Genomic DNA, 18,215 nt, shown 5'->3' with positions numbered 1-18,215 from the left:
CGTTCCCTGGGCGGAGCCGGCTCAGGTCGCCGCGCGCACCCGCCCCGGGCGTGATTGTTCGGGCGCGGCCCGATCGCCCCGTATCTTGCTGCCGTGCGAAATTACTGGGCGCTCCTCCCCGCCGTCGCCGTCATCGTGGGGCTGATCCTGCTCTACGCGATCCCCACGCTGATCAATCCGCAGTGGACCAAGACGGTCCTGAACCTGTTCCGCCAGTACCCGGAGGACGAGCAGACCGCGGTCCTCGGCGCGCAGCAGATCAGGTCGCGGCGGATGCTGGCCGGGCTGCTGGTGGTCGGCGCCCTCGCACTCGTCGGCTTCAACGTCACCCTGAACCGCGAGTCCAACAGCTGCTACACCGCCGCGCACGCGTTCGGCGTGGTCGACGGCAAGGCGGCCGAGGATCCCTGCATCTCGATGATCTTCGGGACGTTCATCGGTGACGGCACCGGGCCGACGTTCGAGGAGAAGCCGCAGCCGGTCACGGCGTACCAGGTGATCGAGAAGAAGAAGCCGACGTACCTGCGCTGGATCCAGAACCCGCCGAAGTACGAGAACGACACGATCCTGCTCGGTACGTCGATCGACTGCGCGATGGATCTGCGGGTCGAGGAGGCCGACGACAAGATCACCGTGCTGCTCGACACCGACGCGCCGTGCCCGCCGGACACCGGCGTGTCGCTGACCGCGGTCAAGCTCAAGCAGCCGCTCGCCAACCGAAAGCTCGTCACGGTCGGCGGCAAGGAGATGCAGCGGATCAACCCGGATGCCGCGTCCTGGCCGAAGGTCCTCGGCAAGCTGGTGACCGGCGGCTAGCTGAGGGCTCGGACCTCGGAGTCGTACTCGCGGAACGGGCGGTTGCGGGCCAGCAGGATGAGCAGGCCGACGATGCAGACCGCGGCGCCGCCGAGCAGGGCGATGGTCGGGGTGGTAAGCGAGGCCGTCGTACCGGCGACGAAGTCTCCGAGGCGCGGCCCGCCGGCCACGACCACGATGAAGACACCCTGCAGCCGGCCGCGCATCGCGTCCGGTGCCGCGGACTGCAGCACGGTGTTGCGGTAGGCCGAGCTGACCATGTCGGCCGCGCCGGACAGCGCGAGAAGCGCGACGCCGAGCCAGATCGTGCGGGCCAGGCCGAAGAGACCGACAGCCGTCGCGTACGCCGTGATCGCGACCACGATCGCGATTCCCTGCCGCCGGATCCGCGTCACCCAGCCGGAGAACAGCACGCCGATCAGCGCGCCGATCGCCGGAGCCGCCTGCAGCAGGCCGACCGTCCGAACGCCGCCGGCGAAGAACGCGCCCGCGACCGCCGGGAACAGCGCTCGCGGCTGGGCGAACACCATCGCCAGGATGTCGGCGAGAAACGTCGCCAGCAGGGCCGGCGCGGCACGCAGGAACGTGAACCCCTCGAGTACGGATCGCAGCCCGGCCCGCCGTACCAGCCCGGTCGGCGGCACCGGAGGCAGGCGGAACAACGCGTAGAGCGCCGCGGTGAAGGTCAGGACATCGACCAGGTACGCCGCTGCGAAGCCGTGCCAGGCGATCAGCGCCGCCCCGAGTAGCGGGCCGGCGGTGAAGCCCAGGTTGAACGCGGCGGTGCTGAGCGTGTTCGCCGCCGGCAGGAGCTCCGGCCGGATCAGCCGCGGGATGATCGCCGCCCGCGCGGGGTTGTTCACCGCGAAACACGCCGACTGGCAGGCGACGACGGCGTACAGGACCCAGGTCTGATTCCAGCCCAGTTGGGACTGCAGGACGAGGATCATCGAGAGCAGCCAGAGCCCGCCCGACGAGATCAGGGCGAGCATCCGGCGGTCGATCGAGTCGGCCATCGCGCCGCCGTACAGGCCGAAGACGACCAGCGGGACGAGCGCGCACAGGCCGACCAGACCGACCGCGAACGTCGAGTGCGTCAGCGCGTACACCTGGATCGACACCGTCACCGCGGTCATCTGCTGACCGAGCTGCGACACCGTCGACCCGATCCACAACCGGCGGAAATCGGCGGACTCCCGCAGCGGTCGGATGTCGGTGAGGAGCGGCACGAACCCTCACTTTATGTCATGACGTGAGTAGGGGGTGTCTCGCCGTGTCGCGCCGTAGGCGTGACGCGGCGAGACACCCCCTCATCCCACTTTTGGGAAGCTTTCGTGGGCGAACGGTTGGCCTGGGGTGAGGCCGAGGCCGTCGCTGACGACGTGGCCGCCGCCGGTGTACGTCGTGTCGGCGTCGATGTAGATCGTCACGTGCGCGATGCGCGGGTCGTCGGTGAGGTTGGGGGTCGCGGAGTGGGCCAGGTAGGCGTTGTGGAAGGTGCAGTCGCCGGCCCGGAGCGGGATCGTCAGGCGCTGCTCCCAGCGCAGATCCGGAGCGACGCGGAACAGGTCGTCGCGGTCGGCCAGGTCCTGGGCACGCAGCCCCTGATGGTGATGCGAGCCGGGGATGAACGTCATACAGCCACGCTCGACCGGTACGTCGACCAGCGCGATCCAGGCCGACAGCGACTGCCGCGAACCGGCATGCGGCCAGTACGGCGCGTCCTGGTGGAACTCGGTCGCCGCGCCGTTGTGCGGCGGTTTGATCAGCAGATGGTCGTGCCAGACGCGCACCGGCACGCCTGCCAGCGCGGTTGCCGCCGCCGCGACGTTGGGGTGCAGGGTCAGCTCCCGCAGTACGTCGTTCTGCTGCCAGACGTTGACGTACTGGTTGAAGATCGCCGAGCTCCCGGCGTAGTCGCTCGCGATCCCGCTCACCGCGATCGCCGCGTCCCGGAATCTGGCCGCCTCCTCGGGGCTGATGACGTTCCGTATCGTCGTTACGCCATCCTTCCGGTAGGCGGAAATGGTCTCTTCGTCGACAATCAGGGTGGGCGTAGGCTCGGTGGTGGTCATCGGGGTGCTCCTGGATTCCGTTGACTGGTAGGTGTTTCCAGCCTCGGTCGTGGCGGTTCGGCGAGCCAGGCACTGGTTGACCAGTCCTTGACTGATCTTGACCTTCTGGGAGCTTCGTTGTGCACAAGATCCTGAGCAGTGAGGTCTTCCCCGATCAGCGGTTGCCGGTCGCCGAGGAGCTGATCGAGCTGACCGCCGACATCGCGCCGCACAGCCACGCGTTCTTCGAGATCGCGGTCGTGGTCGCGGGGACCGGCGTACATGTCTCGGCGGACGGGTCGTTGCCGCTGGCCGCTGGTTCGGTCGTGGTGCTGCGGCCCGGGCAGTGGCACGGGTACTCGGAGTGCGTCGGGCTGGTCGTGCGGAACGCGTACCTCGGCACAGACATTTTCGGATTGCTCTCCGGCTCACTCGTCCCCGGCACCAGCGCGCCCACACCGCACCCCGCCGTCCAGCATGCGATGCGGCTGCTCGAGTCGGACCTCACCACCGCCTGGACCCTCGACCGCCTCGCCACCGCCGTGAACCTCGCCCCCGGCTACCTCGTCCGCCTCTTCGGCCGGACCGCCTCCGTCTCCCCGATGGCCTACCTGCAGCGGATCCGGGCCGAGCGCGCGGCCGGCCTGCTGATCGAGACCGAGCTCCCGATCGCCACCATCGGCACGGCCGTCGGCTGGCCCGACCCCAGCCACGCGACCCGCCGCTTCCGCGCCCATTTCGGTCTGAGTCCAACCCGCTACCGAGAGGCATTTCGGCCCTAGGACAAGATGTCCCTGTGACTTCTGTGCGTACGCCTGACCCGAACCCCGGCTGGCTGTCCGACCTGGCGCTGCAGGAGACCCGTTCCCGGGTCCCGATCCTGTACGTCGAGGCCGTACCGGCCCGCGTCGACGCGACCGGGCACATCGAGCACGTCGGGGTCCTGCTCCGCGGCTCGACGCAGACCAACCAGATCGTCCGGACCCTCGTCTCGGGCCGCGTCTTCCACGGCGAGACGATCCGCGACGCGTTGCAACGCAACATCGAGAAGGACCTCGGCCCGGCCGCGTTCCCGCGGCTCCCGGTCAGCCCGGTGCCCTTCACGGTCGCCGAGTACTTCCCGCTGCCGGGCCTCACCCCGCTGCACGACCCCCGCCAGCACGCCGTCGCGCTGGTCTACGTCGTACCAGTCACCGGCGAGTGCAACCCGCGACAGGATGCCCTCGAGCTCACCTGGCTGACCCCGGAAGAGGCGCTCTCCCCCTCCCTCCTGGCGGACCTGGAGGGCGGCCGAGGCCAGCTCCTCAAGCAGGCCCTCGCCTGGTCCGGCATCCTCAGCTAGCGTCCGAAGAACCGCCGTACGTGGCTGGCGTGTCTTTCGGACGTTAGCGAGTTACCAGGGGAGCTGGCCTTCCTCGGTGTGGACCTGGCCGGTGGGGCCGTCGGCGTCGAGGGTGGCTAGGCGGACGGCGACGGCGGCGCCTTGGGCGGGGGTGCGCGCGGCGCCCCAGCCGCCCATGTCGGTGGCGCAGTTGCCGGGGTCGGCGGCGTTGACGAGGATGCCGGTGCCCCGGAGTTCGTTGGCGAGCATGACGGTGACCATGTTCACCGCCGCCTTGGTCGCGTTGTAGGCGAAGGTCCGCTTGGTCGACATCCGCGACTCCGGGTCGCCGACCAGCGTGAACGACGCCAGCGACGTGGACAGGTTCACCACCCGCGCCTGCTCGGCCTTCCGCAGCAGCGGCAACATCGCCTGCGTCACCGCGAGCAGTCCGACGACGTTCGTCTCGAACCCTTCCCGCAGTACGCCGAACTCGATCTCCGACGCCGCGGCATCCCCGACCGGGATGATCGCCGCGTTGTTGACCAGTACGTCGAGCCGCCCGTGCTCGGCGGCGATCGAGTCCGCGGCGGCCTGCACGGAATCGGGGTCGGTCACCTCGAGCTGGATCGCGGCCGCTCCTTCCAGCTCCCCGGCCGCCTCCTGACCACGGGCGAGGTCCCGCGATCCGACCAGTACCCGGTAGCCGGCCTCGCCGAGCTGCCGCGCGATCTCCTTGCCGATCCCTTTGTTGGCGCCGGTGACGAGCGCAATCCTGTTCTCAGTCATGGCTCCAGGCTGGTGCGGTGGCGGCGGCCGTGGCAGAGCGAGTCGACCCTGGGATCGGCAGTCCCTGTCTCGCGTTCCCGCCGCCTGCAACCATGGAGGGGTGGACCGAGCACAGCTGGCAGAGTTCCTCCGCGTACGACGTGAGCGCCTCACCCCGGCGGATGTCGGGCTACCCGCGGGCCTGCGCCGCCGTACCCCCGGACTCCGTCGCGAGGAGGTCGCCACCCTCGCCACCATGTCCACCGACTACTACACCCGCCTCGAACAGGCCCGCGGCCCACGCCCGTCGCGCCCCGTCCTCACCGGCCTGGCCCGCGCGCTCCGCCTCAACGACGACGAGCGCGCCCACCTCTTCCGCCTCGCCGGCGAACAACCCGGCCCACCCCCAGGACCACCTTCCGACGTCCGCGACGGCGTACTCCGGATGCTCGCCCGCCTCGACATTCCGGGGATCGTCCTCGACGCGAAGTACGACGTACTGGCCTGGAACCGCCAAGCCGCCGCCCTCCTCGCCGACTTCTCCGCCCTCCCACCCAAGGAGCGCAACCTCCTCCGGCAACGCTTCCTGCACGGCCGATCCGACCGCTTCGGCCCCGACTCCACCCGCGAGTTCGCCCGCGAAGCCGCCGCCGACCTCCGCGCCGCCGCCGCGACCTACCCCGACGACCCAGCCATCACCGCCCTGATCGCCGACCTCCTCGCCGGCAGCCAAGAGTTCGCCGATCTCTGGGCCCAGCACGAGGTGTCCCGCCAGCAAACCCTCTGCCAAACCATCCTCCACCCCGAAGTCGGCCGCATAGACGTCACCTGCGAGATCCTCGTAGTCCCCGACCGAGACCAACGAGTAATCCTCTACACCGCCGACCCCGGCTCCCCCTCAGACCAAGCCCTCCGCCTACTGGATGTCATAGGCACCCAATCCCTCACATAGCCCCTCGCGGCCCACTGCATTCCCAGCGATCCGCCGGCGTCCGCCGGGTGGCATTGATCAGGTCCGACCAACTACGGCGGCGAGGACACAGATGACCGCGACTCCTCCGGTACGGCGCTTTCTGCTGCTGCACGGCGTACAGCATCGTCGCCCGCGGGCGCACTGGATGTGGTGGCTGACCGATGCCCTACGCCAGCAGGGCGAACAGGTCCTCTACCCGCAGTTCCCCGCTCCGGAGCAGCCCTCGCTCACCGAATGGACCGATCTGCTCCACGCCGAACTGGCTCAGCTCGGCGATCAGGAGCGCGTCGTGGTCTGCCACTCACTCGGCTGCGCCCTCTGGCTACGCGCCGCCGCGACGCTTCCCGCCGACCTCCGCGTCGACCGCGTACTGCTCGTCTCGCCGCTCGGCCCACAATCCTTCACCGCCGAGAACGCCAACGAGGAATTCCGCACAGATCACATCGACGCCGACTCGCTCGCTACTGCCTCGACCATCCCACCCCACGCAGTCGTCTCGGCAACCGATCCCTACGCACCCGCCGACCCCTCGCTCTGGGCCAAATCCCTCAACCTCACCTGCGACATCCTCCCCACCGGCGGCCACCTCACCCCCGCCGACGGCTACGGCCCCTGGCCCTCAGTCCTCGATTGGTGCCTCCAGCAACAAACCCCCGTGACGACAACCACGGCCTGAAACTCAGGCCCAGATAGTCGCCTGATCCTCGCCCCTCGATCCATCGCGTCCCGGATGCGGAACCGCCTGCCCCGCAGCGAAGCGGGTCGCCGTCCAGCACGCCGCGGCCGCATCCAGTACGTCGTCGACCGCAGCCACCGATCCGACGTACCCAAGGTCCGACGGCACGCTGATGCCCGCCGCCCGCAGCAACGCACGGCGGTCCTCAGCTCCGGACCAGGTCGACTTCGCGTGCGGCAGCGGTCCGCCCGCCATAGTGGCGAAGCACAACTCGGGGTGAACCTCGATCACGTCGCGATCCGTTCGCCGCACCCAGTCGTCGACGTCGAGAATCTTCTCCCGCAGCGCGAACGCCTGCCGACTGATCGCCTTGCCGGTCACCCGAATACTCGCCGTACAGGCTTCGACATAGTCGTCGGTCTCCAACGCCTGCCGGACCGGCGTCCCGAACACCGACGACGCCCGTCGCCCCACGAGCCTCCGCACCACAGCATCGGCCTGCCGAGGGCCCGTAGTCGACAACCCGATCGGGATGTCGATCGCAACCACCGCCAGTTGCCCGTCCGGCTCGGCGGCGACCACAAGCTCTTCGATCGTCACGCCGAAATACGCGCGCAGATCGTCGGCGATCCCGACCCACCCCTTCTTACAAGCGTCCACACCAAGAACTCGAGTCATTCGCTCTCCCTGCTCCGGCTGTCCATCCTCCCTCCACCGCCCTTGGGATGCACCGCAAGGGCGGTGGGTTCGGGGCGCTTCCCGGCCACCGCAGCGACTAACGTCCGAAGCATCGGAGGCGGGCTCTCCGGTCCTTCGGACGTTAGGAAGGCTGACCGGGGTCGGACGGTTGGCGTGTGGTGGTCCGGGGCGCGGCCGGCGGGGTACCCGGTGGTTGGTTGTCGCTGCTGTCGGTCTGCTGGGTCCCCGTCCCGTTGCAACTCGAAGCTGTAGCGGGATGGGCAGGTTCACGGAGTCCTACTGCCAATAGTTGGCAGTAGGACTCCGTGAATCTGTGGCTGGTCGGGGTTTGTGGGTGTTTGCGGGGATCTACTGCCGCTGAGAGGCAGCAGATCCCCGCAGAGGTGGTTGGTGTGCCCCCGATTCGCGCCGCACCGGACAGGCCGGACATGTAGCCGGTGGCTGGTCGCCGCGGCGGCCGATTTGCTGAAGCGCTAGGCGGGCGTCGCCTCTGGTTGAGGGGGATGGCGAGGCCGGTGACCGCGTGCCGGTCGCCTGAGCTTCCGGGCTTCGGTTGCGGTCCCGGAAACGAGGGGATCTCCCCGCAAGTTGACGGTTCTCCCCTCAAATTTTGAGCAGAGAAGGGCCCATTTGAACGGATATCCAGCCAAATTCCGCACGCCAGGCAGACCACCCGAACCCCAGTGCTCAACCACGGCGGCGAGTCACCTGACAGGCCTCCCGATCATCGGGAGCAACCACAGCCCGGAAGCCCAAGCAACCGCAACCGCGGTCACCGACCGCACCATCCCCCTCAACCACAGACCACCCCAGCCACACCGCTTCAGGTAATACCGGCCGCAGCGGCGACCAGCCACCGGGTACGTCGCCGGCCGAATCCGAGCGGAGGGACGGGACGAGCGCCTTCGGGGAGGAGGGGTTCCTGGCCAGCCGAAGACCCCGGCCACCGCGACCGTCCGTAGTCGATCCGCCAGCGCCGCGAGCCAACCGCGAGCGGAGCGAGCGGATATAGCGAGGGCTAGCTGCGAGCGGCGAGCTGCTCGATGGCTGCAGCTACTGGGACCGGGGCTGAGATCAAGGTCAGGTGGCCTTGGTCCGGGAGGATTGTGGGTGGGGGTGCGCCCACTCGGGTGGCGGTCTGTTCGGCGGAGCCGCCTTGGTTGTCGAGGGCACCGAAGAGGACTGCCTTGGCCACGGGGACGTTCTTCAGGAGCGCCAGGCGCTCCGGCTGGACCGCCGGAAAGTCGGGCCCGACCATCTGCCACAGCGCCTTCTCCGCACCGGCCACGCGGAACGGGCGGGTCCAGACTTGGACCTCGTCGTGAGTGAGGGGGGCGCACTTGTCGGCGCAGGCATCGTTGTAGACGCTACGGATCAGAGAGTCGGAGCCCAAGGCCAGCCGGAGGGCGCTGGTTCGGTAGGGGTCGACGATGAGGGTGTTGACGACCGCTCGTGGCGGGCCGCCGCCGGGGATGGGTAGGCCGTCGCCGTCGAGGAACATGATGCCGCCGATCCGCTCCGGATGCTCCAGGGCGGCTTCGGCGACTACGCCGGCGCCCAGGGAGTGTCCGACCAGGACGGGCTTGGTGAGTTTCATGGCGTCCAGGAAGCCGAGCAGCTGGGCGGCGAGGTGCTCGATCGTGTACGGCGCTTTGCGCTCGCTGTAGCCGTAGCCCGTGATGTCGTAGGCGTAGACCCGATGCGTACGGGCGAGGATCGGGACAAGCGCCGACCACGACTCGACAGCCTCGGCCGCGCCGTGGACGAGCACGATCGGGGATCCCGTCGTACCCCAGGCGTCGTACCGGGTCTGCAGGTCGGCGGTCTGGACGAACTTGAGGCCGGGCGGCGGTTCGGCGCGTTCCCGGGTGGCGAAGTTGTAGGTCAAGGACGCTCCGGTGACCACGAGCCAGATGACCACCAGTACGACGAAGATTCGCCGCAGTACCCGCACGAGCCGTTTCACGGAGTCAAGTTTGTCGGACGGCCCCAAAGACCTCGCACTCCGGGGCAGCGGAGTGCGAGGCCTGGGCCCGGGTTACTGCCCGGTGAAGGTGAAGCTGGAGCCGGGTTCCTTGGTGATGTCACCGTCACGGGAGTTCGTGACGGTGACGTTGGTCAGGGTGGCGCTGCCGCGCGCGCCGCCCATCGCGAGGATGCCGGAGCCGTTGTTCGACTTGTCGATCCGGAGGTTGGTGAGCTGCACGTTCGGCATCTCACCGCCGCCGGTCTTGAACTGGATCCCGTCGTACGTCGAGTCGTAGATCTCGGTGTCGCGGATCGTGACGCCCGGGATCGGCAGGTTCGACGGGAACAGGGTGATCGCGCCGAACTCCTGGTCCTCGTTCCAGAAGACACCACCGCAGCGGTAGAGCGCGTTGTTGGCGATCAGCGTCGTGCCGGAGAACGGCAGCGGGTCGTGGTCGGTCGCCAGCATGATGCCGGGGTAGTTCATGGTGTCGTAGATCAGGTTGTTCTCGATCTTGTTGCCGTACCCGCCGTAGATCGCGATGCCGTTCGCACGCCAGGGCAGCTGCACGGTGTTGTTGGTGAACGAGTTGTCGTGACCGACGTCGACCGACTGGTCCTTGACGTACTTGCTCGCCCAGACCGCCAGCGAGTCGTCGCCGGTGGTGCGGAAGGACGAGTTGAACACCTTCGAGTTGCGGGTGCCGTTGGCGAAGTTGATGCCGTCGGCATAGGTGTCACGGACCCGCATCCCGGAGAACTCGAGCCCGTCGGCCGGGCCCCAGAGCTCGGGGATGTTGTCGTAGTCGCGGCCGACCCAGACCCCGACGTTCGCGTGCTCGATCCAGACGTTGGTGATCTTCGTGCCGGTGCCGAAGCGGCCGTTCAGGGCGACGCCGCCTTCGGCGTTGCCGTCACCGCCGCGGATCCGGCCGGAGCCGAAGATCGCGATGTCCGAGAGTTGCACGTTCTTGTCGATGTCGAAGCCGAAGTTGCCTTCGTGCGGGTGGTTGATGCCGCCCGCGTTCTGCGGCTCGATGGTCGAGTAGAGCTGCGAGTACCACATGCCCGCACCGCGGATCGTGGTGTTGCTGATCCCGACCTGGTTGAACTGACCGCGGTTCAGCGGGTCGTCGGTGAGGATCTTCTTCTCCTGGCGCCACTGGCCTTCCGGGATCCAGACGCAGCTGATGACGCCGTTCTGGTCGTCGGTGACCGCGCGCTGGATGGCGTCGGCGTCGTCGATCCCGTCGCCCGGCACCGCGCCGTACTGGGTGATCGAGGTGCAGCCGGCCGGCTGCGAGAGCGCCGGTGCGACCTGCTCGAGGTCGACCGAGTCGACGATGTAGTACGACGCCGAGTCGCCGGAGTCGCGCTGCAACTTGAACTTCGTTCCGGCCGGGTACGACGTACCGAGCAGGGCGTGCGATTCGTCGAAGAGCCGGCGGGCGTCGCCGCCCGGGGTGTTGGTCAGCGCCTCGGGGCCGTCGCTGGTGCCGTAGAGCCAGCTGTAGTGCGAGGACAGGTTCAGCTTCTGCTTGAACGTGCCGTTGACGTACAGGCTGAGCGTGGCGTCGATGCCCTGGCCGTTGGCCGAGTCCGGGATCGAGTTGCGGACCACGATCGAATTGGTCTGCACGGTCGAGGTGAACTCGACGTACTGACCGGTCGAGTTGAGCCGGACCGACGAGCGGCCGGACGACTCGGTGGCGAAGTTGGTGTGACCGAAGGTGCGCAGCGGATCCGTGGTCAGGAGCGCCCCCGTGTACGCCGCTGCCTCCGCCTCGTACGAGGTGTACGGTACGGCGGCGCCGCGGCCGACCACGATCGCCTTGGTGAAGGTGTTGTTGTTCTCGTTGGTCTCGGCGACCGCACTGGTCGAGTCGGCGGTGCCGATCACGTTGGCGCCGCCGTTGGCGGCGGTCCAGGTGCCCGAGATGGCGACGTTCGCGGTCGCTCCGGCGGCGATCGTGCCGGTGGCGCCGGTGAGGGTCGTCGAGCCGATGACCACGCGGGTCGTGCTGGCTCCGGCGGCCGTCGTACCGCGGTTGTTCACGGCGACGGTGAAGGAGACGGCCGCGCCCGGTGCCGGGTTCGACGGGTTGGTGGTGATGCCGGTGATCAGGAGGTCCGGGCCGGGGGCCTGGGCGACCTGGAGCTGGCTGGTGGCCTGCAGCGTGTTGTTGGTTTCACTCTGCTCGGTGACCGCGTTGCCGGCGTCGGCGACCGCGGCGACCGTGTAGCTGCCTTGCGCCTTGGTTCCGGCGTTCGCCGTGACCGTGGCGGAGGCTCCGGCGGCGAGTGCGCCGACGGACGCCGTACCGGCGACGGAGCCGCCGATCAGGAAGTTCAGGCTGCTGGCCGGAGCGGCCGCCGTGCCGTTGTTCTTGACCGTGGCCGAGAGCGTGATCGGCGTGGTCTCGGACGGAGCTGCCGGGGACCAGTCGACCGCGGTGACGACCAGGTCCGGGTTCGGAGCCGCAGCGCCGAAGACCTGGAACTCCGCGACCTGACCACCCGGGGCGCCAGTGTTGGAGAAGACCTGCAGCCGTACGTCGGCGTACCGGCCGGTGACCGGGATCGTGATCGCGTTGCCGCCGCTGTTCGGGCTGAACTGGTAGTCGGCGCGTGCCTTGATCGAGGTGAACGCGGTCGCCGACTGCTCACGGCCGAGGACCTCGATGCTCTGAGTGCGGGCACCCCAGGCCGAGTCCGGGTTGAGCTTGACCACGACCGAGCTGAGGTCGGCGTTGGAGCCGAGCTTCGCGGTCAGCGTCGACGGGAAGCCGTTCGACTCCCAGTACGTCGCTACGTTGCCGTCGTTGGCGTTCGTGGCCACGAAGTTGAAGACCGCGCTGGAGGCCTCGATCGGCTTGTTCGCGGCGAGGTCGGTACCGACCGGAGGTTCGACAGGCCCGCCACCAGGTCCGGCCAGGTCGAACTCGGACAGTTGCGCGGCCGGCCAGCCCGTGTTCGCGGTGATGTTCAGCCGGACGTAGCGCGCGGCGGTCGTCGCGAGGTCGATCGTGACGACGTTGGTGCCGGTGAAGTTGTACGCCGTACCGGTGACGATCGTGCCGAACGTCGTACCGTTCGTGCTGCCCTGGATCGAGAGGGTCTGGGTGCGTGCGCCCCAGCCGTTGGGCAGTTTCAGCGTGATCTGGTTGACGTCCGTGGTGGAGCCCAGGTCGGCCTGGATCCACTGCGGGAAGGCGTTGTTGCTGCTCTCCCAGTACGTGTTCTGGTTGCCGTCGCCGGCGTTGGTGCTGGGGAATCCCCCGTTTGAGCTACTGGATGACAAGGTCTTCCCGAGGTTCGCGGTCACGGCCGCGGTCGCGGCGGGCACCAGACCCACTGCGACCACCACCGCCACCAGAACCCCGATCAGGATCCGGCGGACAGGACTTCTCTTCCCTTGCACAGTTCTTCTGCCTTGCATAGGTGGGGCTCCTCCGTCAGAGGGCGGATAGACGGACAGCACCGTGCACTCTGAAATTTTCAATACCTTGCCAATTTCTTGCGCGACGGTAGTCGCATGTTGCATGACCCTCCGCGGAAGGTCAACAGCTCGGCGCACGCGAAAACGCCCCACCCGGCACTGCGGGTGGGGCGTTCTCAGAGGCTGGTCAGGCGCGGCGCTGGGTGGCCCAGTCGCGGATCAGCTCGATGCGCTCCTTCAGCTGGGTGGAGGAGGCTTGCGCGGCGGCGGGACCGCCGAGTTTGCGGCGAAGGTCGTTGTGGATGACGCCGTGCGGCTGGCCGGTGCGGTGGTGCCAGGCGGCGACCAGACCGTTGAGCTCACGCCTTAGAAGCGCGATCTGCTCGTGGGTGGCGAGCTCGGTCGGGGTCGGGTCCTCGCGCTCGTCGGAGCCTCGTTGGGACTTCTTCTGAGCGGCGATCGACTTCGCCTGCCGCTTACGCAGCAGGTCGCGCACCTGGTCGGGCTCCAGCAGACCAGGCAGGCCGAGGAAGTCCAGCTCCTCGTCGGAGGCCTGGTCCCCACCGGTGCCGTAGTCGCCGCCGTCGAACACGACCCGGTCGAAGCTCGCGTCCGAGCCGAGCGCCTCGAACTTCGCGTCCAGCTCGTCGCTGGCGCCCTCGGCCTCGTTCGCCTTCTTCAGCAGGTCGTCCTCGAGGGCGAAGATGTCGCCGTCCTCGTTGTTGTTCTTGCGGCCGAGGACGTGGTCGCGCTCGACCTCCATCTCGGCGGCGAAACTCAGCAGCCGGGTCACCGACGGCACGAACACCGACGCCGTCTCACCCCGCTTCCGTGCTCGCACGAACCGGCCGACGGCCTGCGCGAAGAACAGCGGGGTCGAGGTCGGCGTCGCATAGACCCCGACGGCCAGCCGCGGCACGTCGACACCTTCGGACACCATCCGGACCGCGACCATCCACCGCGACTCGTCCTCGGAGAACTTCGAGATCTTCTTGCTCGCGGCCTTCTCGTCGGACAGTACGACGGTCGGCGCCTGGCCGGTGATCTCCCGCAGGGTCTTGGCGTAGGCCCGCGCCGAGTTCTGGTCGCCGGAGATCACCAGCCCGCCTGCATCCGGCATATGCCGCCGCACCTCGGTCAGCCGCTTGTCCGCAGCCCCCAGTACGGCGCCCATCCACTCGCCGGTGGGGTCGAGCGCCGTCCGCAGCGCCTGCGCGGTCAGGTCCTTGGTCAGCGGCTCACCCAGCCGCGCCGCGACCTCGTCGCCGGCCTTCGTCCGCCACCGCATCTCACCGGAGTACGACATGAAGATCACCGGCCGTACGACGTGGTCGCGCAGCGCGTGACCGTAGCCGTACGTGTAGTCCGCCTTGCTGCGGGCGTGACCGTCCGCACCGTGCTCATACGTGACGAAGGGGATCGGGTTGTCGTCGCTCCGGAACGGTGTACCGGTCAGGCACAACCGGCGCGCGGCCGGCTCGAACGCCTCCCGCACTCCTTCGCCCCAGCTGAGCGCGTCGCCGCCGTGGTGCACCTCGTCCAGGATCACCAGCGTCTTGAACCGCTCGGTCCGGACCCGGAAGGCCAGCGGATTCACCGCGACTCCGGCATAGGTCACCGCGACCCCGGTGAAGTCCTGGTTCGTCTTGCCGCGCCGCCCGGCGAACGCCGGATCGATCGCGATCCCGGCCTTGTCCGCCGCGTCCGCCCACTGCACCTTCAGGTGCTCGGTCGGCGTCACCACCGTGATCCGCTCGATCTGCCGCCGGTGCAGCAGCTCGGCCGCGACGGTCAGCGCGAACGTCGTCTTACCGGCTCCCGGCGTCGCGACCGCCAGGAAGTCCCTCGGATTGGTCTCCATGTACTGCGTGAGCGCCTCCGCCTGCCAGGCCCGCAGCTTGCTCGCGGTACCCCAAGCAGCACGGTCCGGATAGGCGGGAGGAAGCACGCCCGATCCACCAGGCACGTGCATTTCCACAGGCGGAACTCCCCCGATCGACGACACTAGCAAGCCGTACAGGAACGTTACCCGAGATCACCGACAGAACAGATTCGCCGGGATCACAGTCACCTCGAACGGGCTCGTCAGATGCGCGGATTCGTCGCCGGTTACCTTCGCGACCTGCACGTATGCCCCGTCCCGCAGTTCCCACGCAATGAGACTCGGCGTGTCGGGATCCACCACCCAGTACGCCGCACAGCCGGCGTCCTGGTACGTCGACCACTTCACCATCAGGTCGAACCGCCGCGTGCTCGGCGACAGCACCTCGACCGCCAGCAACGGCGCGACGGGCAGATCCCGCTCGCTGAAATCGTCTCGCCGGGCGACCAGCAGATCCGGCTGCAGGACAGTAGCCGGCCCGAGGACAACATCCACCGGAGCGAAGAACGCCTCCAGATCCTCCGGGCAGGCCGCATAGAGCAGGCGATAGATCGCCCCGACCGCCCGCTGATGCTGCGGCACCGGCGCGGGGCTCACGAGGAGGTTCCCGTCGATGAGCTCGTACCGGCGGCCGTCATCGGGCATCAGGTCGAGGTCGGCCCTGGTCAGCGGTGTTGCCGGATGGCCGGCCGCCGGAAACGGGCTGGGCATGGTCATGAGACTCATAGTGCCTCCTTGAGTTGGTCACACCAAGAATGTGCAGTGATCTGCCGCGGGTTGCCCCGACGAGTTCTCCGGCTGTGGATAAGTGCCGTTGCGCTGGTGGAGCGGCTTACACTCGGGGCATGAGCACGCAGTTGAGCCCAGGCGCGGACACGGTCGTTGACAATCGGACGCAGCCGTTGGAGGGCGGGGATCATGAGCGGTTCTCGCACTATGTCCCGAAGGACAAGCTGACCGAGGCGATGGTGATGGGGACGCCTGTGGTCGCCCTGTGCGGCAAGGTGTGGGTGCCCAGCCGCGACCCGCAGAAGTTTCCGGTCTGCCCGGAGTGCAAGGAGATCTGGGAGTCGCTGAACCCCGGTGACGGCGACGGCAGCGGCGGCGAGTAGTCCCGCTCGGTTCAGTTGTGCGTCGGATCGTCCGGATAGGTGGCCAGGTAGGCCAGCTGGTCGGTCTGGCGGCGGAGGACCCGGCGCCAGAGCGTGTCCGGGTCGAGGCTGAAGACGTCGTCGGGTTCGGAGTCGACGACGTACCAGGCCCCTTCGGTGATCTCACCTTCGAGCTGCCCCGACGACCAACCGGCGTAGCCGGCGAAGATCCGCATCCGCTGGATCGCGCCGGCCAGCAGCTCCGGCGGTACGTCGAGATCGATCAGCCCGATCCGGCCGAAGCACTCGCGCCAGCCGGGCGGGTCGTCGGACTCGATCACCTCGGCGACCGCGAGCGCGCAATCGGTGCCGACCGGGCCGCCGATGAAGAGCACGCCGGCGTCGTCCACCGCGTTCGACCAGTCCGGCAGGACCCGGTCGACGGTCAGGTCGGCCGCGCGGTTCACGACCACTCCGAGCGCGCCGTCGTCGTCGTGATCGAGCACCACAATGACCGATCGGCGAAACGGCGGCTCGTCGAGCAACGGGGTCGCCACCAGCAGTGATCCGGCGAGGGTCGAGGCCGTCATACCCCCATCATGTCGTGTCCGCCGCTCCATCGCCCACGGACCACCCGGAAACCCACCCAGGCGCCGGCCGCGACCCCGAGCAGATCGGCCAGCGCGTCGTACGGATCGCCGTCGCGGTGCGGCAGCAGATAGTGCTGGACGAACTCGCTCCCGATCGCGTTCACGACGAGCGCCGCGAGCAACCACCGGGCCGGTACGCCGACCTTCAGGCCGGTGAACGCGACCGCCGCGAACAGGCCGAAGTGCGCGACCTTGTCGATCCCGGGAATCGCGATCCCGGGACCGGGCTCACCCGGCGCGTAGACGCCGTACAGCTGCAGGACGCAGGCCACGACGAAGGCGGCCCGCCAGACCCACACCGCGGTCCGCGAGCCGCTCGCCACCATCGAGGTCATCAAAGGCTCGAGGTCGTCAAAGGCCGGGAGAGTCGTCCGGGAAGATCTCCGCCGCGGGTGCCTTGCCCCCGGCCGCGTCCCGTACGGCGTGCGCCACCCGCGTGTGCACCTCGGGGTGGAAGACGCTCGGCACGATGTACGTCGCGTTCAGCTCCTCGTCGGTGACGACCCCGGCCAGCGCCTTCGCGGCGGCCAGCTCCATCTCGATCGACACCTTCGACGACTGCGCGTCGAGCAGACCGCGGAAGACACCCGGGAAGACCAGCACGTTGTTGATCTGGTTCGGGTAGTCGCTGCGGCCGGTCGCGACCACGGCCGCGTGCTCGCCGGCCTCGCTCGGGTCGACCTCGGGGGTCGGGTTCGCGAGCGCGAACACGATCGACTTCTCGTTCATGGTGGCGATGTCCGCGCCGGTCAGGATGTTCGGTGCCGAGACGCCGATGAAGACGTCCGCACCGGCCAGCGCGCCCTTCAGGTCGCCGCTGTACTGCGCCGCGTTCGTGTTCTCCGCGATCCAGCGCAGCTCCGGCGACAGGCTCTCGCGCCCGGTGTGGATGATGCCGCCGATGTCGGCGACACAGGTGTCCTTGACCCCGGCCGCGATCAGCAGCTTCAGGATCGCCGTACCGGCGGCACCAGCGCCGGAGAGCACGATCTTGACCTCGCTGATGTCCTTGCCGACCACCCGCAGCGCGTTGTAGAGCGCGCCCAGTACGACGATCGCCGTACCGTGCTGGTCGTCGTGGAAGACCGGGATGTCGAGCTCCTCGCGCAGCCGGGCCTCGATCTCGAAGCAGCGCGGCGCGGAGATGTCCTCCAGGTTGATCCCGGCGAAGCCCGGCGCGATCGCCTTCACGATCTGGACGATGGCGTCCGGGTCCTGGGTGTCCAGGCAGAGCGGCCAGGCGTCGATCCCGGCGAACCGCTTGAACAGCGCCGCCTTGCCCTCCATCACCGGCAGCGCGGCCTTCGGGCCGATGTTGCCGAGGCCGAGCACCGCCGAGCCGTCGGTGACGACGGCGACCGTGTTCCGCTTGATGGTCAGCCGGCGGGCGTCGTCGGGGTTCGCCGCGATCGCCAGGCAGACCCGCGCCACGCCCGGCGTGTAGATCATCGAGAGGTCGTCACGGTTGCGGATGGGGTGCTTGGCCTCCATCGAGATCTTCCCGCCGAGGTGCATCAGGAAGGTCCGGTCCGAGACGCGGCCGATCTCGACGCCCGGTACGGCGCGCATCGCCTCGACCAGGCGGCCGGCGTGCTCGGTGTCGGCGGCGGCACACGTCACGTCGATCCGGAGCCGCTCATGGCCGGACGCGGTCACGTCGAGCGCGGTGACCAGACCGCCGGCCTGCTCGACCGCGGTCGTCAGCTTGCTCACTGTCGAGCCGCCCGCGGGCACCTCGAGGCGAACGGTGATGGAGTACGAAACACTCGGCAAGGCAGTCACGCCGGTGATCCTCTCATGTCACTGGTAAGGCTCAGGGGTTCCGTACGTAAAGTGCATGACAGAGCTCTGGGAAATCCATTACCCGCCGGTTAGTGT

The 18,215-nt window shown here is 68.6% G+C and carries 17 protein-coding genes; 6 read left to right on the top strand and 11 right to left on the bottom strand.

Annotated features, from left to right (window positions below):
* Nucleotides 1-93 precede the first annotated feature (93 nt).
* Entirely contained in the window at nucleotides 94-816 is a 723-nt protein-coding gene (locus OG474_RS27325) for a hypothetical protein (protein ID WP_405056436.1), read from the top strand.
* On the opposite strand, the gene OG474_RS27320 is transcribed toward OG474_RS27325, so the two are convergent.
* Entirely contained in the window at nucleotides 813-2,045 is a 1,233-nt protein-coding gene (locus OG474_RS27320; protein WP_405056435.1) for an MFS transporter, read from the bottom strand. The two genes, OG474_RS27325 and OG474_RS27320, sit on opposite strands and share 4 nt — an antisense overlap.
* Nucleotides 2,046-2,126: 81 nt before the next feature.
* Complete coding sequence (locus tag OG474_RS27315) at nucleotides 2,127-2,891, bottom strand: phytanoyl-CoA dioxygenase family protein (RefSeq protein WP_405056434.1); 765 nt, start codon at nucleotides 2,889-2,891, stop codon at nucleotides 2,127-2,129.
* A 119-nt stretch (nucleotides 2,892-3,010) separates the two neighbouring features.
* Here OG474_RS27315 and OG474_RS27310 point away from each other — a divergent pair, with 119 nt between their 5' ends.
* Both OG474_RS27310 and OG474_RS27305 read left to right on the top strand, forming a co-directional pair.
* Nucleotides 3,011-3,652, top strand: a complete 642-nt coding sequence (locus tag OG474_RS27310) for a helix-turn-helix domain-containing protein (protein WP_405056433.1) — start codon at nucleotides 3,011-3,013, stop codon at nucleotides 3,650-3,652.
* A gap of 14 nt (nucleotides 3,653-3,666) precedes the next feature.
* Nucleotides 3,667-4,212: an NUDIX hydrolase family protein gene (locus OG474_RS27305; RefSeq protein WP_405056432.1), complete on the top strand. Its 546-nt coding sequence runs from the start codon at nucleotides 3,667-3,669 to the stop codon at nucleotides 4,210-4,212.
* A gap of 51 nt (nucleotides 4,213-4,263) precedes the next feature.
* Here OG474_RS27305 and OG474_RS27300 read toward each other — a convergent pair whose 3' ends face one another.
* Nucleotides 4,264-4,980: an SDR family NAD(P)-dependent oxidoreductase gene (locus tag OG474_RS27300; RefSeq protein WP_405056431.1), complete on the bottom strand. Its 717-nt coding sequence runs from the start codon at nucleotides 4,978-4,980 to the stop codon at nucleotides 4,264-4,266.
* 100 nt (nucleotides 4,981-5,080) lie between these two features.
* On the opposite strand from OG474_RS27300, the gene OG474_RS27295 reads away from it, so the two are divergent.
* Both OG474_RS27295 and OG474_RS27290 read left to right on the top strand, forming a co-directional pair.
* Nucleotides 5,081-5,911: a helix-turn-helix transcriptional regulator gene (locus tag OG474_RS27295; RefSeq protein WP_405056430.1), complete on the top strand. Its 831-nt coding sequence runs from the start codon at nucleotides 5,081-5,083 to the stop codon at nucleotides 5,909-5,911.
* Nucleotides 5,912-6,002: 91 nt separating this feature from the next.
* The gene (locus tag OG474_RS27290) at nucleotides 6,003-6,608 is read left to right on the top strand and encodes an RBBP9/YdeN family alpha/beta hydrolase (protein WP_405056429.1); all 606 of its coding nucleotides are present in this window, start codon (nucleotides 6,003-6,005) and stop codon (nucleotides 6,606-6,608) included.
* A gap of 3 nt (nucleotides 6,609-6,611) precedes the next feature.
* Here OG474_RS27290 and OG474_RS27285 read toward each other — a convergent pair whose 3' ends face one another.
* From OG474_RS27285 to OG474_RS27265, 5 genes are all read right to left on the bottom strand, one after another.
* Nucleotides 6,612-7,286, bottom strand: a complete 675-nt coding sequence (locus OG474_RS27285; protein ID WP_405056428.1) for a DUF429 domain-containing protein — start codon at nucleotides 7,284-7,286, stop codon at nucleotides 6,612-6,614.
* A gap of 1,039 nt (nucleotides 7,287-8,325) precedes the next feature.
* A complete protein-coding gene (locus tag OG474_RS27280; RefSeq protein WP_405056427.1) occupies nucleotides 8,326-9,273 on the bottom strand; it encodes an alpha/beta fold hydrolase in 948 nt (315 codons plus the stop codon).
* A 72-nt stretch (nucleotides 9,274-9,345) separates the two neighbouring features.
* Nucleotides 9,346-12,696: a CARDB domain-containing protein gene (locus OG474_RS27275; RefSeq protein WP_405056426.1), complete on the bottom strand. Its 3,351-nt coding sequence runs from the start codon at nucleotides 12,694-12,696 to the stop codon at nucleotides 9,346-9,348.
* Nucleotides 12,697-12,901: 205 nt separating this feature from the next.
* Nucleotides 12,902-14,686 carry a DEAD/DEAH box helicase gene (locus OG474_RS27270; protein ID WP_405064620.1) on the bottom strand — a complete coding sequence of 595 codons (1,785 nt, stop codon included), beginning with the start codon at nucleotides 14,684-14,686 and terminating at the stop codon, nucleotides 12,902-12,904.
* A gap of 63 nt (nucleotides 14,687-14,749) precedes the next feature.
* Nucleotides 14,750-15,322 (bottom strand): Uma2 family endonuclease, encoded by a 573-nt coding sequence (locus tag OG474_RS27265; RefSeq protein WP_405056425.1) that lies wholly within the window; start codon nucleotides 15,320-15,322, stop codon nucleotides 14,750-14,752.
* A 119-nt stretch (nucleotides 15,323-15,441) separates the two neighbouring features.
* Between OG474_RS27265 and OG474_RS27260 the strand changes: the two genes are divergently transcribed.
* Nucleotides 15,442-15,708 carry a DUF3039 domain-containing protein gene (locus tag OG474_RS27260; protein WP_405056424.1) on the top strand — a complete coding sequence of 89 codons (267 nt, stop codon included), beginning with the start codon at nucleotides 15,442-15,444 and terminating at the stop codon, nucleotides 15,706-15,708.
* Nucleotides 15,709-15,719: 11 nt separating this feature from the next.
* Here OG474_RS27260 and OG474_RS27255 read toward each other — a convergent pair whose 3' ends face one another.
* The 3 genes from OG474_RS27255 to OG474_RS27245 are packed head-to-tail and all read right to left on the bottom strand — an operon-like array spanning nucleotide 15,720 to nucleotide 18,119.
* Complete coding sequence (locus OG474_RS27255) at nucleotides 15,720-16,277, bottom strand: YqgE/AlgH family protein (RefSeq protein ID WP_405056423.1); 558 nt, start codon at nucleotides 16,275-16,277, stop codon at nucleotides 15,720-15,722.
* Nucleotides 16,274-16,672: a VanZ family protein gene (locus OG474_RS27250; protein ID WP_405056422.1), complete on the bottom strand. Its 399-nt coding sequence runs from the start codon at nucleotides 16,670-16,672 to the stop codon at nucleotides 16,274-16,276. The genes OG474_RS27255 and OG474_RS27250 overlap by 4 nt, the downstream gene beginning before the upstream one ends.
* A gap of 16 nt (nucleotides 16,673-16,688) precedes the next feature.
* Nucleotides 16,689-18,119 (bottom strand): NAD-dependent malic enzyme, encoded by a 1,431-nt coding sequence (locus tag OG474_RS27245; protein ID WP_405056421.1) that lies wholly within the window; start codon nucleotides 18,117-18,119, stop codon nucleotides 16,689-16,691.
* Nucleotides 18,120-18,215 lie beyond the last annotated feature (96 nt).

The sequence above is a fragment of the Kribbella sp. NBC_01505 genome (genome assembly GCF_045040285.1).
Classification (GTDB): domain Bacteria; phylum Actinomycetota; class Actinomycetes; order Propionibacteriales; family Kribbellaceae; genus Kribbella.
This window is presented reverse-complemented; position numbering and strand designations above follow the sequence as displayed.

What these genes read in the sequence shown, in the direction of transcription:
- OG474_RS27315 (WP_405056434.1), bottom strand. Translation starts at nt 2,891, where the DNA reads ATGACCACCACCGAGCCTACGCCCACCCTGATTGTCGACGAAGAGACC.
- OG474_RS27300 (WP_405056431.1), bottom strand. Translation starts at nt 4,980, where the DNA reads ATGACTGAGAACAGGATTGCGCTCGTCACCGGCGCCAACAAAGGGATC.
- OG474_RS27290 (WP_405056429.1), top strand. Translation starts at nt 6,003, where the DNA reads ATGACCGCGACTCCTCCGGTACGGCGCTTTCTGCTGCTGCACGGCGTA.
- OG474_RS27285 (WP_405056428.1), bottom strand. Translation starts at nt 7,286, where the DNA reads ATGACTCGAGTTCTTGGTGTGGACGCTTGTAAGAAGGGGTGGGTCGGG.
- OG474_RS27270 (WP_405064620.1), bottom strand. Translation starts at nt 14,686, where the DNA reads ATGCACGTGCCTGGTGGATCGGGCGTGCTTCCTCCCGCCTATCCGGAC.
- OG474_RS27265 (WP_405056425.1), bottom strand. Translation starts at nt 15,322, where the DNA reads ATGAGTCTCATGACCATGCCCAGCCCGTTTCCGGCGGCCGGCCATCCG.
- OG474_RS27260 (WP_405056424.1), top strand. Translation starts at nt 15,442, where the DNA reads ATGAGCACGCAGTTGAGCCCAGGCGCGGACACGGTCGTTGACAATCGG.
- OG474_RS27255 (WP_405056423.1), bottom strand. Translation starts at nt 16,277, where the DNA reads ATGACGGCCTCGACCCTCGCCGGATCACTGCTGGTGGCGACCCCGTTG.
- OG474_RS27250 (WP_405056422.1), bottom strand. Translation starts at nt 16,672, where the DNA reads ATGACCTCGATGGTGGCGAGCGGCTCGCGGACCGCGGTGTGGGTCTGG.